Below are 15,197 nucleotides of genomic sequence, written 5' to 3' on the forward strand. Positions count from 1 at the left end.
TTAAATTAGCTGTTCCCACTCCTCATACAACTCTTCCAGTCTCTTATTTTTAGTATGATAATCATCTTTTAACTGCTGCAGAAGTTCATAATCATCAATATTTTTTTCAGCAGTCATCTCTGTTTCCAGAAGTGAAAGTTCTTTTTCCAGTTTTTCTATTTCAGATTCAAGCTCTTCCAATTTTTTTTGCCTTCTCAACTCCTGACTTCGGGCTTCTTTTTGTGCCTCATAATCAAGTTTTCCCTCGCTTTTTTGCTGCTGTTCTTTTTGCTGTTCTGTAGAAACTTGCTGCTGTTTTTTTTCTTTATAATAACTGTAATCACCTAAATATTTATTTAATTTCTTTTCTTCAAGTTCATAAATATAATCAACAACCTTATCCAAAAAATAGCGATCATGAGAAACAATCAAAACTGTACCTGGATAATCCTGCAGCGCTTCTTCCAGTACCTCACGGGAAGCCAGATCTAGATGGTTGGTTGGCTCATCTAAAATTAAAAAATTATAATTACCACTCATCAGCTGCAGCAGACGTAATCTACTTTTTTCGCCACCACTTAGCTGTTTTACTTTTTTAAAAACATCTTCTCCAGTAAACAAAAAGGAAGCCAGCATATCTCTTGCCTGAGAATTGGTAACAGCTGTTTCTCTCTGGAGAGCACTAATCAGATCATCTTCAGGATTAAATCCTTCAAATTCCTGTCGATAATAGGCAGGATAGACATTGGTACCAATCTTTACTCTCCCCTGATCCGAATTGATTTCTCCCATAATAATACGTAAAATAGTAGATTTTCCGGTTCCGTTATCACCAATAATAGCCGCCCTATCAGTGCGGTGAAGCTCAAAATTTAAATTATCAAAAAGTTTCAAATCAGCAAAACTTTTGCTTAAATCCTCTACAAATAAAACATCATCTCCACCTCTAATTTGAGTATCCAGTTCCAGCTTCATCTTTCTGCCTTTAAGACGGGGTTTTTCCAATCTGTCAATTCTTTCCAACCTTTTTTCCATCGCTTTTGCTCTTTTAAACATTTTTTCGCTATCACGAGAGCGACCCCAAATATAAAGCTGTTCTATCGCATCTTCTAGCTCCTTAATTTTCTTTTGCTGATTTTTATATTCTCGCAGACGCTGTTCATACCGGCGTTTTCGTTCTTTTTGATAATAACTGTAATTACCGCTGTAATCCTCATTTTTACCATTTTTAATCTCTACTATTCTCTCAATAGTATTATCCAGAAAATAACGGTCATGAGAAATAATCAAAAGACTACCCAGATAAGAATTAAGATAATTTTCCAGCCATTCTACAGATTTTAAGTCAAGATGATTCGTGGGCTCATCTAAAAGCAGCAAATCAGGTTCCATTAAAAGTAATTTAGCCAGGCCAACTCGTGTTTTTTCTCCACCACTCAACTGATCTAAAGTTTTTGCCTGGATTTCTTCTTCATCAAAGCCCATACCAGCTGCAACCTGACGAATTTTACTCTGATATTCATAACCAATACCTTTTTCGAATTCCTGCTGTAAAGCACTGTATTTACTCATAGTGGCTTTAAGATTATTAGAGTGGGATTTAGATTCTTCGGCTTTTTTACCGTGGTGAGCAATTTTATCTTCCAGTCGTTTCATTTCTTTAATCTGTTTTTTTACTTCTGCAAATACTTTTTCCAATTCCTGATAAATTGTGAGTTCAGAATTAAAATCAGGAAGTTGATCAAGATAGCCAACCTCAATATCATTTCTAACCGAAACTGTTCCCTCAGAAAGATGTTCCTGACCAGTAATGATTTTAAAAATTGTTGTCTTACCAGAACCATTAGGGCCAATCAAAGCCACCGATTCTCCCTGATTTACATTTAGTGAAAAATCTTTGAGTACTGTTTCAATTCCATATTCTTTTTTTAAATTATTAATATTTAAAATAGCCATCTCTAATCACACTTTTCTCTTTACTTTATTTAAGAATATAATTTAGTATAATTCCGGATCTGCAACTTTTTTGCTATTTTTAAAAACAACTGCCAGGGTTCCCGGTCCAGCGTGAGACCCTACAGCAGCACCAATCTCACTGATAAATATTTCCTGGGGTTTAAATCTAGATTCAATTTGATCTTTTAATTTTAAGGCATATTCTTTATTCTGCGAGTAAGTTAAAGCAATAATTTGCGATTCAGGTTGATCAGCCTTCTTCTCAATTTCATTTAATAGATAAGAAATCATTCTTTTTTTTCCTCTGACTTTATCATGAGGTAAGATTTGACCATCCTGAATATGGAGTATTGGTTTAATATTCAAAACACTGGCCATCACAGCTTTTGTTTTAGAAATTCTGCCACCACGCTTTAACATCTCCAGATCGCCAACGGCAAAAATATGTTCAAGTCGAGAAGCATCATCCATTAAATTCTGGACAACTGTTTCTAAATTTCTTCCCTGCTGCAGCCATTTTGCAGCCTGATAAACTAAAAGCCCCTGTCCCACAGAAGCCGCTCTGGAGTCAATAATTTTAATCCGCTCCTGTTCGCTGTTCAGTTCATTTTTGGCCAATACAGCTGATTCTAAAATACCGCTTAATTTAGAAGAGAAAGCAATTACCAGCAGCTGTTCATATTCTGCCAGACCTTTTTTATAGACTTCCAAAAATTTGCCCGGAGTAATTCTGGATGTTCGGGGTACATCAGTCTCTTTTTCAATCAAATTATAAAAATCTTCTGGCTGCAAATCAGCGCGATCATAATAAACTCTGTTATTAATGTTAACTTCTATACTTAAAAAATCAATATCATAACTGTCCACAATTTCTGCTGGCAAATCAGAACAGCTATCTGTTATTATTTTAACTTTTGACATAAAAATTCCTCCCTGTGAAACTCTCCCCCGGGTTTAATTGTTATTTAAAGTTTAAAATTTGAATCTTCATCACGCTGGCGGAATAAAACTGCAATACCTCCAATAACCTGCACTACATCAGCACCGGTTGCTGTGGCCAGTTCCTCAGCTGCAGAACGAGTTGTTCGTCCTGTACTTTCTAAAATTCTAATTTTTAACAGCTCATGATCTTCTAAAGCAGCATCTAATTGTTCAATTACTGCTTCTGTAATTCCATCTTTACCAACGTGCACTACAGGATCGAGAGAATTTGCCTCACCTCTAAGATAACTTCTATTTTTACCTGATAACATTATATCACCTTCTTTCCTATTAAATAATTATTTATACTATATTTCACTAAATTATCACATTTAGAATTAATTTACTCCACATAATCAAATTCCAGAGGACCGATAACTACTGTGTCTCCTTCTTTGACACCTTCTTTTTCCATCATATCATTTAAGCCATAATGCTTTAAAACCCTCATCAATCTCTGGACAGCTGCATCATTATTGAAATCAGTTTTTTCCAGATAGGAATCCAGCAGAGTTCCTCTAATCTCATATTTATCTTTATTTAACTTATCTATATATAATTCGTCAACAAAATCCGGTCTGATTACTACCTCTTCCTCTTTTTCGATTTCTCTTTCTGGCAGTTCTTCCAGACGCTGTCCCAGATGATAAATTAAGGGCTGACAGCCCTCACCAGTTGCAGCAGAAATTGGAAAAACACTGTAGCCGCGATCATTTAATTCAGATTTTACGGTTTCTATATTCTGTCTTCCTTCCTCAAGATCAATTTTATTTAGAGCTATAACCTGTTCTAGGGAAGCAAGATAATCATTGTATTTATTGAGCTCATTATTAATTTTTTCAAAATCTTCGAGAGGATCTCTGCCCTCAATTCCAGAAACATCAATTACATGAACCAAAAGCCTTGTTCTTTCCAGATGTTTTAAAAATTCATCACCAAGTCCTGTTCCCTGATGTGCTCCTTCTATTATACCTGGTATATCTGCCATAACAAATGATTGATACTCACCATACCTGACAACCCCCAGATTGGGATGTAAGGTTGTAAAATGATAGGAATCAATCTTCGGCTTAGCATGCGAAACCTGAGAAATCAAAGTTGATTTCCCTACATTCGGATAGCCGACCAGGCCTACATCAGCAAGAACTTTAAGCTCCAATCGCACTTTACGCAGCTCACCCTTAGCCCCATTTTCAGAAAAACGGGGAGCTTTACGGGTTGATTTTTTAAATCTGGCATTTCCTTTACCACCTTTTCCACCTTCTGCAATTGTATACTCATCTCCTGCTTCTTTTAAATCAGCAAGAAACTGATCAGTATCTGCATCATAAACCATTGTACCCGGTGGAACTTCAAGGTAGAGATCTTCTCCATTTTTTCCGTGCATTTTTTTACCCTGACCGTTCTGACCGCGATCAGCTTTGTAAATATTATTGTAGCGGTAATCTGCAAGTGTATTCATTCCCTCGTCAACTCTGAGAATAATACTGCCGCCATCTCCACCATCACCGCCATCAGGTCCTCCCTGATCAATATATTTTTCGCGACGAAAACTGACTACACCGTGGCCTCCATCACCGGCTTTAACCTTAAATTCTACTTCATCTATAAACATCAAATTCACCTCCGTTTTTAAAAGCTAATTATTAAATAGTTTAACTTAAATTGCAGACTTAAATTGCAATTTAAGTCCTAAAATCACAGAAATATTAAACAGCAAAAAACCCTCAGCACCTAAAGCACTGAGGGATATTATACAATAATATTAGTTAGCAATAGCTGCTACCTGATCTTCTGTATATACACTGATCTGACGATTCTTTTTACCTTTTCTTTCAAATTTAACATAACCGTCAACCTTGGAGAATAAAGTATCATCACTACCGCGGCCAACATTTAAACCTGGCTTGAATTTAGTACCTCTCTGACGTACTAAAATACTACCAGCTGATACGAATTCGCCGTCGAATTCCTTAACACCAAGTCGTTTCGATTCACTATCACGACCATTCCGGGAACTACCAACACCCTTCTTCTGGGACATTTAACTCCACCCCCTTAGAAAATAAATTTTTAAAAATTTTAAAGTTAAATACTAACTTAAAAGTTAATATTTCTGCTTATCTATAAGATAAATTAAGCATTAATGTCTTCGATTAAAACCTTAGTGTAAGGCTGTCTGTGACCAGTTTTCTTGCGGTATCTGATCTTTGGTTTGTATTTGAAAACGACAATCTTTTTATTTTTACCCTGTTCGATTACCTTTCCTTTTACAGAAGCTCCATCTACAAGTGGAGAACCTGCTTTAAAACCATTATCATCAGATAAAGCTAAAACCTGATCAAATTCTACATTTTCGCCTTCCTCAGCAGAAAGCTTTTCAATTTTAATAATCTGACCCTCTTCAACGCGGTACTGTTTACCGCCAGTTTTAATAATAGCGTACATTATATGTTACACCTCCCTTACCTCAGACTCGCCGGATGAGGCACCCTTTATTGCAAGAGATTTTACTACCTGTACCGTGCGGTTTTGGCACCTTCAAAACGAAGGCTGGATAAATAACTCCAGATATAAATTCTAGCATAAATCGGCTTCAGAGTCAAGGGATTCGCTAAAATGATTAAATTATTAATCATTAATAAATATCCAGAAAAAATTGCTATCTAAATTAAGCCAGATGAGCTCTAGCATAGGTGCGATGCATATCATCAATTATAATTTCAACTTCATTATCTACCATATTCCCGGCACCATTAACAATAATAATGTACCCATCTATTCTTGCAATACCAGCATTTTCGTTACTGGCATGCTGATCCTCAATCTTTACGCTTATTCTATCCCCGGCATCCAGATCTAAAACTTCAGGTTGAAGATCTTCTTTGCTTCCTTTTTCAATTACCATATCCTCATATTTAAGCTCTGCATTGCCGCTGATAAAAATATCAATACCAAACTTATTTTCCAGTTCCTGCAGCTTTTCTCCACCAGCTCCAATTAAAACAGCTGCTACTTCCGGATGTAGTTCTAAAGAAACAGCAGGATATTTTTTGCGGCTTGTTATCTCATCAATTTTACGTATAACCTTCATGGCAACAGTGGACTCTGATAGAACTTTACCAGTTCCTCCACAGACAGGACAGTCTTTCTGCATCAATGATCCAAAACCTTCTCGAACTTTTTTGCGGGTCATCTCCAGCAGACCAAGCTGTGTAAAACCTAAAATAGAAGTCTTAGTTCTATCCTTTTCCAGCTCATTTGCCAGCAGATCAGTTACTGACTGCTGATCAGAATGGTTATTCATATCAATAAAGTCAATAATTATTATCCCACCAATATCCCTTAATTTAATCTGGCGGGCAATCTCCGAAACCGCTTCTTTATTAGTTTTTACTATTGTATCCTGCAGATTTTTCTTACCGGTAAATTTACCGGTATTAATATCTATTGAGACTAAAGCTTCTGTCTGATCAATTACCAGATAACCACCTGATTTTAGCCAGACCTTACGCTGCAACAAGCTTTCTATTTCTTTTTCGATATTATAAGCTGCTAAAATAGGTATATTACGCTGATAAAGTGCTATTCTATTTTTTAAGTCAGGTGCAAAAACCGATGTAAGATCAATTAAACGCTGGTAATCTTTTTTATCATCTACTACTACTCGATCAATATTTTCATCTAAATAATCTCTAATTAAATTTTTGAGTAAATCTTCTTCCTGATAAAGAATATCTATATCATTTTTTTGAAAAAAATCGTTACGAATTCTTTTCCAGGTTCCCGATAAAAAATTATAATCATTCTGCAGCTTAGTATAACTTTCATCATGGGCATTTGTCCGAATAATCAGCCCTTCTTTTCCATTCTTTAAATCCTGAGCAATTGATTTTAAACGTCCTCTTTCACCATCATCATTAATTCTGCGGGAAATTCCAATTTTATTGTCGGATGGAATATAAACAAAAAATCTACCCGGGATCGAAATCTTACAGGTAACCTTTGCCCCTTTAGTACCCATTGGTTCTTTAACAACCTGAACCATCAACCACTGTCCTGGCTGCAGTACATGTTTAATATTTAAATTTTTCTGACTTAACTTCTTTTTCTGCTCACTACTTAAAATAGGATACAAATCATTTAAATGGATAAAGGCATTACGGGCAATACCAATGTCAACAAACGCTGCCTGCATACCAGGCAGAACATCCTGCACTCGTCCACGATAAACATTACCTGCAATTTTATGATAGGTATCTCTTTCAAAAAATAAATCTTCTAAAGAATTATTATTTAATAAAGCTGCTCTTCTTTCTCTGTATTCCGAATTAATTATTATTTGTCTGCTCATCTATCTCAACTCCCAATGAATTTTTCTGCATAGGGAGGATCAAAACTTTCTCCATCTCTCACAAATACTCCCTCTCTAACAACCTGCAGAGGAGAAAATTCTTCTATTTTTGAATATTTGTCCCTTAGAGCTCGATTGAGCTCCTCCGGCCTTACATTTCCTCTACTCCCTGTAACAACTGCAAATTTCCATTTATTTTTATCTGTTATCTCTGCAGAAAATATTCTTTTCTTTAAATCTATTTTTCTGTCTTCTTTTTTTCTTCTGTGTCTGATAATCATTATTTCGTCCTGACTCATAAATTCTTCTAACATTTCCTTTTCTGTCTCTAAACTTTTAGCTTCTGTATACTCAAAATTAATGGTATAGATAGCAGTATCAACTAAAGATGAAAGAGATCTAATATCATCAGGTACTGCTACAGCCTTTAAAAATTTCAAATGATCAGGTGAGACAGAGTTTAATTTTGACAACAGCTCCTCGGCCTCCAATTCTTCCGTCAGCTCAAGGTCAAAATACTCACCTTTACTGATTAAACCCACTGCAAGTGGAGGACCAATAGCAAGATTGATCCGGGGATTATAACCCTGCGAAAAAGCTGCCGGAAGTTCTGCTCTTCTGATAATCCTTCTTAATGTTTTAATAACTTCCAGATGTGAAATATACATTAAATCTTCAAGTTTAGCAAATTTAATTCTGTAATTCATCTGTGCCACCACCTACTAACTCTAGATCAACTTCAAAATTACCACAGATTGCACAACCATGACAGTCAGCAAATCTACAATCATCTATTAGTACTTCCTGATAAGCGTTTTGATATTCTTTCAGTAAAAAAGATTTAGGAATTCCTATATCAAGTTTTTCCCAGGAAAAAATTTCTTCTTCTCCTCTTTCTCTAAGATAATTTTCGGGATCAATCTCATTTTCCCTAAATGCCTCTCCCCATATTCTTGGCTCAAAACACTCATGCCATCCTTCAAAACGGCTCCCTTTTTTCCAGGCAGATTCGATTACCGCTGAGAGTCTTCTGTCACCTCTGGCAAGAACACCTTCCAGTCTTGATAGTTCGGGATCATTCCAGCTAAAAGAAAAACTTCTTCCTTTAATATTATCCCGTAAGTAATCATGTTTTTGAATAATTGTTTCTATATCATCCATCTGATGCCACTGAAAAGGAGTAAAAACTTTAGGTACAAAAGTTGAGACACTGACAGAAACTTCAATTCGACGCATTCTCTTTTTAGTGTTACGACGAACTTCCTGACCAATATTTCTTATCTTTTTAGCCATCTCGGCAATACCACTAATATCTTCCATAGTTTCGGTGGGCAGTCCAATCATAAAATATAACTTTATTTTAGACCATCCATTTTCAAAAGCAGAGCGAGCCGCACTATAAATATCTTCTTCACTAATGTTTTTATTGATAACATTTCTTAAACGCTGGGTTCCTGCCTCAGGTGCAAAGGTTAAACCTGTTTTTCTAACTTTATTAACTTCCTCTGCCAGAGCAACCGAAAATTTATCTACTCTTAGTGAAGATAAAGAAACACTAATCATTTTGTCACTAAATCTTTCTGTCATTTTTTGAACCAATTGTTTTGCTTCAGTATAATCAATAGTACTGAGCGAAGTAAGAGAAATCTCATCATATCCGGTTGCTTTTAAGGCTTTATCTGCCAGCTCTATTAAGCGCTCAACACTTCTTTCTCTTACTGGTCTATAAGCCATACCAGCCGCACAAAACCTGCAGCTTCTGGTACAGCCTCTGGAAATTTCTAAAACAACTCTTTCGTGCACTGTATCCCGATAAGGAACTATAAAATCGGTTGGATAAAAGGCCTGGTCCAGATTCTGAACCACCTGTTTTTTTACTTTCCCCTTTACGCCAGCAGCTGAATTTAGGGACAAAACCTCACCCCGCTCTCCATACTCTTCACTATAGAGTGACGGAACATAAACTCCAGGTATTTTACTTAAATTATTTAAAATTTTGTTTTTACTTAAACCCTCAGCTTTTAACTGCTTGTATTTATTTAAAAGATCTATTATAAATGACTCTGCCTCACCAACAAAAAAGAGATCAATAAACTCTGCTATTGGTTCAGAATTAAATACAGTTGAGCCACCGGCAATTATTAGAGGATCATCTTCCTCTCTTTTATCAGCATAAATAGAAATCCCACTTAAATCAAGCATATTTAAAATGTTGGTATAGCTCATTTCATACTGTAAAGTAAAACCTAAAATATCAAAATCTTTTATTTCATGATAGGACTCCAAAGTGTAAAGAGGAATATCCTCTTTTTTCATTAAATCCTCCATATCCTGCCAGGGTGCATAAACTCTTTCAGCCAGCATATTATCCTCTCTGTTAATTAAATGATATAAAATTTTTAGCCCCAGATGTGACATACCAATCTCATAGACATCAGGAAAAGCTAGAGCTACCTTAAGTTTTTCTGGTTCCCAGTCCTTGCTAATTGAATTCCATTCATTACCTGTGTAGCGTTCCGGACTGGATATTTTATATAAATTTTCTATAATTTTTTTCTTATACTGCAAAAAACCACCTCATAATTTAAAACATTAATTTATTTTTTCTTAAGTTTACATTTATAACTATTGCCACTGCAGTTAGAGAGGTAAGCATAAAAGTTCCTCCATAGCTGATAAAGGGCAGTGGAATACCTGTAATGGGCATAATTCCCATTGTCATACCTACATTTTCTAAAACATGAAATAAAAACATTGCCATTACACCTATTACAACCAGATATCCATAGCGGTCTCTGGCATTTTCTGCTATATTTAAAAACTGCCAGAGTAAATATAAAAACAAGAGTATTACAACTGCTGAACCCAGAAAACCAAACTCCTCTCCAATTACCGAAAAGATAAAATCTGTATGTTTCTCCGGTAAAAAATTAAGCTGATTTTGAGTTCCGGCAAAAAGCCCTTTACCAAATGTCCTACCTGAACCAAGAGCAATAATTGATTGAATGATATTATAACCACTGCCGTGAGGATCTATATTAGGATTAATAAATACAATTAATCTATTTAACTGATATTCTTTTAAAAAAGGAAGTGGAGTATCCAGCATAACATGAGCGGTTATCAGTAAAACAATAAATAAAAAACCACCTCCAAAAACTGCTGCCATATACTTTAAATTACCACCACCTGCAAAAAGCATCACTAAATAAATAAAAAATAAAACCAGAGCTGTTCCCAGGTCATTCTGTAAAATCACCAGCACAAAAGGTATAAATGCTGTAACTGACGGTAAAAACATTCCTTTTAAGTATCCCATGTCATCAGAATTGTTATCAATTACAGCAGCCAGAACCAGAATTAACATAATTTTTGATAATTCTGAAGTCTGGAGATTAAAAGCTCCAATGCTGATCCAGTGAGCTCCTCCGGATACACCCTGACCTAAAAAGATAGTTGCAGTCAGCATCAGCAGCATCAAAATATAAATAATAGCTGCATATTCTTTAAAAATTTTATAATCAAAAGCCTGCAGAATAAAAACGACTAGCAGCCCCAGTACAACTGAGACTGCCTGTTTCTGTAAAAATCTTAAGGCACCACTGTCAACTTGATTGATTTCAACAGCAGAACTTATGCTGACAAAACCAATTATAATCAAAAGTATTACCGCCAGTGGTACATTAAAATTCAAATATCGCAGGAATTTTTTATTCCAGTTCATATTGGAGCAACCCCTCTATTTTGAACCCTTGAGGGGGAAATTCGCAACTAAGGCTGTCATATCATCCTCACGCTTAACATCCATCTCAATCTTTTGAGAATCAACATCTATATATTTACTTAAGACACCTATCAGTTCATCACGCATTGCATCCATTTCATCTGGAGTTAATTTTACTCTATCCTGAACAAGAACAAATTGTAATCTTTCCTTTGCTACACTCTTACTTTTTTTGTCATCACTTTTTAAACCGAGCCATTTTAATATATCGATTTTACTCCCCCCCTTATATTAAGATAAACCAACTAATTTTTTAAATCTAGTTATAAAACTATCTTTTTCCAATTTCATCATTGGTAAGTCCTCACCCATAATTCTACGGGCAATATTTCTATATGCCTGACCTGCTTTAGCATTATCATTTAAAGCAATTGGCTCTCCTTTATTGGTAGAAACCACAATTCCTTCATCTTCGGGAACAATCCCGATTAGATCTATGGCGAGAATTTCTATCATATCTTCAATACCCATCATATCTCCCCGATCAACCATATCTGCTCTAATCCGGTTGATAATAACTTCTGGATCACGCAGACCTTCTGCTTCCAGCAGCCCAATAATTCGATCGGCATCACGCACAGCAGATATTTCGGGAGTTGTAACTATAATTGCTCTATCCGCTCCCGAAATTGCGTTTTTAAAACCCTGCTCAATTCCCGCAGGAGAATCAACAACTATAAAATCCATATCTTCTTTTAACTTTTCTATTAATTCCTTCATTTGAAAAGGTGTTACTGAAGTTTTATCCCTCGTCTGGGCTGCAGGAAGTAAATAAAGACCATCATAACGCTTATCTCTAATCATTGCCTGTTCCAGACGGCAGTTGTTCTCAACAACATCAACAATATCATAGACTATTCTATTTTCCAAGCCCATTACGACATCCAGATTTCTAAGACCAATATCAGCATCTATCAGACAAACTTTATTTCCCTGCATTGCCAGGGCAGTACCAATATTTGCTGAAGAAGTAGTTTTACCCACTCCACCTTTACCTGAAGTAATAACAATTGTTTTGCCTGCCAAATTCAATCCCCCCTGAATTTATTCTAAATTTTCTCAACCATAATCTGATCATTTTCAATAAACGCTCTTTCTGCCTGTAATTTAGAACTATCACTGTCATCAGGTGAACGAGCTATTAAAGAGGCAATTCTTAATTGAGTAGGATTCAGTTTTAAAGCTGCAACCTGAGAATTTTTGCTTCCCCCGGCACCAGCATGAACTACACCTCTCAATCTCCCAAAGACAATTACGTCACCACCCGCTATGACTTCCGCTCCAGGATTAACATCACCCACTATGACAACATTTGCCTGATGTTTGACACGCTGACCTGATCTCAGGGTTCTGTTAATAATAACTGCATCTGAATACTGTTCGTCCTTTTTTTCATCTTTTTTTATCTTTCGGGCTGTAAAATAGATTTTATTAACCTGATTATAGTTTTTTACAATTTCCATTAATTCTTCCAGCTGTTCAAAAGCTAATTCCAGTCCACTCAAATTTAAATACAGGTTAACACCTGTGAAAAAATCAGAAGCTTCAGCAGCATGAAAACTAACAGCCTTTTTGATATTACCAAAGGTACTGCCATCGCGAAAATTCATCACTATACCATCTGAAACTGCCTGAAACGAAAATACAGAAGCCATAAGATCTCTCCTCAGTTAAACACTTTTTAAATATATTCTTTAATAAAAGTAAAAATCCTGCCTAACCTGTTTAAAATACTTCCAGAATATATCTGTAACATAATAGAATAATTACTCAATATCATCTTCTCTATTGTAATAATAGATTTTTTTGTTATTATTATGGTGATTTTTTAAACCAAAGTAATATTTCATAATTTCTCTGGCAATTGGTACAGAATAAGCACTTGAATCTCCATTTTCAATAAATACTACTACGGCAATCTGTGGGTTATCATAAGGAACAAAACCACCGAACCAGGCATGATTGGAAGCTCCTGTCTGAGCTGTACCAGTTTTCCCAGCAACAGTTAAAGGAAAATCACTAAAATGTCTGGAGGCAGTACCATAACTTTTATTTACCACATCATACATCCCCTGCTTAAGTGCCGCAAATACATTACTGTCAATCTGATTACGCAAATCAATATTAATTTCTGGATTAAATTCTTTAACTATTTCGCCATCAGCATTTATTATTTTATTAACAAGCTGCGGTTTATAAGCCAGTCCTTCAGCTGCAACAGCAGAAATTAAACTAGCAATTTGAACTGGAGTTGTCAGCAGACTTCCCTGCCCAATAGAGAGATTAACCGAATCACCTGGATACCAGCCCACATTTAGCTGATTTCTTTTCCACTGGTCATCTGGAACCAGACCGCTTTTTTCTGAAGGTAAATCAATACCTGTTTTACTTCCCAGCCCATATTTGCGTGCATATTCTGCCAGTTTTTCGCCGTTATATTCCTTGTATAACTCATAACCAAGCTCATAAAAAACAATATTATTAGAACGAGCAATTGCTTTAACAAAATCAAGTTTCCCTTCTCCAACCGGATTCCAGTTTCTAAATGGTCTTGACCAGTTTGGAATATAAAAAGTTCCATTTGAATCATAAAAAGTAGTATTGGCCCTTACTCCAAGTTCTTCCATAGCTGCAGTTCCAGTTACCAATTTAAAAATTGAACCCGGAGGTACTGCAGTCATTGTTGTTCTGTTAATTAGAGGTCTTAAAGGATCATTAACAAGTTCCTGATAATCACTACTGCTGATCCCTTTAGCAAATAAATTCAAATTATAATCAGGTAAACTGACACTACTCAAAATACCACCTGTATCAATATCCATTACTACAGCAGCAATTCCAGTTGGCATTGACCTTTCTTCATCCTCTGCTGCCAGTTCTCTTAATTTCTGATAATTTTCTTGCAACAGTTTTTCAACCGAGCTCTGTAATGAAAAATCAATATTTAAAACCAAATCACTACCGGGTTTAGGCTTTTTAATTCCGATAGTCTTAATTTTTTGACCTCTACTATTAACCTCAATCTGTTCAGCTCCACGTTCACCATTTAAATAAAACTCATATTCTTTTTCCAGCCCACCCTTACCAACAAAATCACCTCCGCGATAATTATAACCAGCTTCATTATATGAAATAAGTTCCTGCTCACTAATTTCGCCAGTATAACCAGTAGCATGAACCAGTTCTGTTGGATAAATATAATCTCGCATTGAAGATTCTTTAACAAGCAGTCCAGGTAAAATATCTTTGTTTTCTGCTATAATTACCATATCTTCTTTACTTAAATGGCGAGCCAGAAGAATAGGATCTACAGCTGTATCAGCCTCAGCATTATTATAATTCGAAATGAGACGTGATTCGGCCAGACTGCTTAAACCTGAAAGTTTAGTAAGAATTTCTTTTGTTGATCTATCAGGCGGGATTTCATTCTGCATCAAATATAAATTATAGGTAAGTCTGTTAGAAACAATAATTTCTCCCCGTCGGTCATAAATTCTACCTCTTGGGGCATTGATTGGTCTTACAGAAATTCTATTACCTTCCGAAAGTTGATAATAATAATCTCCACGTGCCAGCTGGAGATAAGCGGCTCTGGACATTAAAATAATAATAATAACTAAAATAACTACTCTTAAAATTTTATGCCTGTCCACTCAAATCCCACCTTCCCCAGAGAAAATATATTAAGTAGACAAAAAAAGTTATCAGGGCATTTAAAGCAGCTAAAGGTAAAATTATTTCTTTAAGCAAAACAAGATAATTAGCAGTAAATAAGTAATTTTCTTTTAGCAGCAGATATAATAATTCGTGAACCACCGTTGCCATAAATACTCCCAGGGGTGGAATTAATAAGTTTTCCGGAAAAAAACGTCCTGATAATAATGCTGCCAGAAAAGCAACAGCAGTTTTAACCGGTGTAAAAAAGCCAATAAAAGATGTTAAAAAAACATCCTGAAAAATACCACCAATGGCCCCATAAATCATAGCATCTTTTGCACCAAAAATTATAGCTCTAATTACAATATAGATTAAAATAAAATCCGGTACCAGTTTTAAGGATGGGAAAATGATAGCTATAGTTAGCTGACAGATCAAAAGAATGACTAATATTAAAATATTAAAAAGATATTTCTTCAATTTAAA

General features: G+C 35.6%; 15 protein-coding genes and 1 other annotated feature. All 15 genes read right to left on the reverse strand.

Features of this window, described 5'->3' with window-relative positions:
- Positions 1-1,935 carry a ribosomal protection-like ABC-F family protein gene (gene abc-f, locus BW929_RS09320; protein ID WP_076545218.1) on the reverse strand — a complete coding sequence of 645 codons (1,935 nt, stop codon included), beginning with the start codon at positions 1,933-1,935 and terminating at the stop codon, positions 1-3.
- Positions 1,936-1,977: 42 nt separating this feature from the next.
- Positions 1,978-2,856, reverse strand: a complete 879-nt coding sequence (locus tag BW929_RS09325; RefSeq protein WP_076545219.1) for a DegV family protein — start codon at positions 2,854-2,856, stop codon at positions 1,978-1,980.
- A 44-nt stretch (positions 2,857-2,900) separates the two neighbouring features.
- On the reverse strand, positions 2,901-3,188 hold the full coding sequence (gene yhbY, locus BW929_RS09330; RefSeq protein ID WP_076545220.1) for a ribosome assembly RNA-binding protein YhbY: 288 nt from the start codon (positions 3,186-3,188) through the stop codon (positions 2,901-2,903).
- A gap of 71 nt (positions 3,189-3,259) precedes the next feature.
- Positions 3,260-4,531, reverse strand: a complete 1,272-nt coding sequence (gene obgE / locus BW929_RS09335; protein WP_076545221.1) for a GTPase ObgE — start codon at positions 4,529-4,531, stop codon at positions 3,260-3,262.
- A 150-nt stretch (positions 4,532-4,681) separates the two neighbouring features.
- Positions 4,682-4,960, reverse strand: coding sequence for a 50S ribosomal protein L27 (gene rpmA / locus BW929_RS09340; RefSeq protein ID WP_076545222.1), 279 nt, complete (start codon positions 4,958-4,960; stop codon positions 4,682-4,684).
- A gap of 92 nt (positions 4,961-5,052) precedes the next feature.
- On the reverse strand, positions 5,053-5,364 hold the full coding sequence (gene rplU, locus BW929_RS09345; protein WP_076545223.1) for a 50S ribosomal protein L21: 312 nt from the start codon (positions 5,362-5,364) through the stop codon (positions 5,053-5,055).
- Between the two features lie 14 nt (positions 5,365-5,378).
- Positions 5,379-5,458, reverse strand: a sequence feature (ribosomal protein L21 leader region).
- A gap of 129 nt (positions 5,459-5,587) precedes the next feature.
- Positions 5,588-7,270 (reverse strand): Rne/Rng family ribonuclease, encoded by a 1,683-nt coding sequence (locus BW929_RS09350; protein ID WP_076545224.1) that lies wholly within the window; start codon positions 7,268-7,270, stop codon positions 5,588-5,590.
- Between the two features lie 5 nt (positions 7,271-7,275).
- Entirely contained in the window at positions 7,276-7,977 is a 702-nt protein-coding gene (locus tag BW929_RS09355) for a TIGR03936 family radical SAM-associated protein (RefSeq protein ID WP_076545225.1), read from the reverse strand.
- The gene (locus tag BW929_RS09360; RefSeq protein ID WP_076545226.1) at positions 7,961-9,838 is read right to left on the reverse strand and encodes a TIGR03960 family B12-binding radical SAM protein; all 1,878 of its coding nucleotides are present in this window, start codon (positions 9,836-9,838) and stop codon (positions 7,961-7,963) included. Before BW929_RS09360 ends, BW929_RS09355 begins: the two co-directional genes overlap by 17 nt.
- 16 nt (positions 9,839-9,854) lie before the next feature.
- Entirely contained in the window at positions 9,855-10,994 is a 1,140-nt protein-coding gene (gene rodA, locus BW929_RS09365; RefSeq protein WP_076545227.1) for a rod shape-determining protein RodA, read from the reverse strand.
- Between the two features lie 15 nt (positions 10,995-11,009).
- Positions 11,010-11,267 carry a cell division topological specificity factor MinE gene (gene minE / locus BW929_RS09370; RefSeq protein ID WP_076545228.1) on the reverse strand — a complete coding sequence of 86 codons (258 nt, stop codon included), beginning with the start codon at positions 11,265-11,267 and terminating at the stop codon, positions 11,010-11,012.
- 18 nt (positions 11,268-11,285) lie between these two features.
- The gene (gene minD, locus BW929_RS09375; protein ID WP_076545229.1) at positions 11,286-12,080 is read right to left on the reverse strand and encodes a septum site-determining protein MinD; all 795 of its coding nucleotides are present in this window, start codon (positions 12,078-12,080) and stop codon (positions 11,286-11,288) included.
- Positions 12,081-12,103: 23 nt separating this feature from the next.
- Positions 12,104-12,709, reverse strand: coding sequence for a septum site-determining protein MinC (minC, locus tag BW929_RS09380; protein ID WP_076545230.1), 606 nt, complete (start codon positions 12,707-12,709; stop codon positions 12,104-12,106).
- 111 nt (positions 12,710-12,820) lie between these two features.
- Positions 12,821-14,707 carry a penicillin-binding protein 2 gene (gene mrdA / locus BW929_RS09385; protein WP_076545231.1) on the reverse strand — a complete coding sequence of 629 codons (1,887 nt, stop codon included), beginning with the start codon at positions 14,705-14,707 and terminating at the stop codon, positions 12,821-12,823.
- Positions 14,694-15,191 (reverse strand): rod shape-determining protein MreD, encoded by a 498-nt coding sequence (gene mreD, locus BW929_RS09390; RefSeq protein ID WP_076545232.1) that lies wholly within the window; start codon positions 15,189-15,191, stop codon positions 14,694-14,696. Before mreD ends, mrdA begins: the two co-directional genes overlap by 14 nt.
- Positions 15,192-15,197: the final 6 nt, after the last annotated feature.

Origin of the sequence: Halanaerobium kushneri (assembly GCF_900156285.1) — a bacterium.
Taxonomy (GTDB): domain Bacteria; phylum Bacillota; class Halanaerobiia; order Halanaerobiales; family Halanaerobiaceae; genus Halanaerobium; species Halanaerobium kushneri.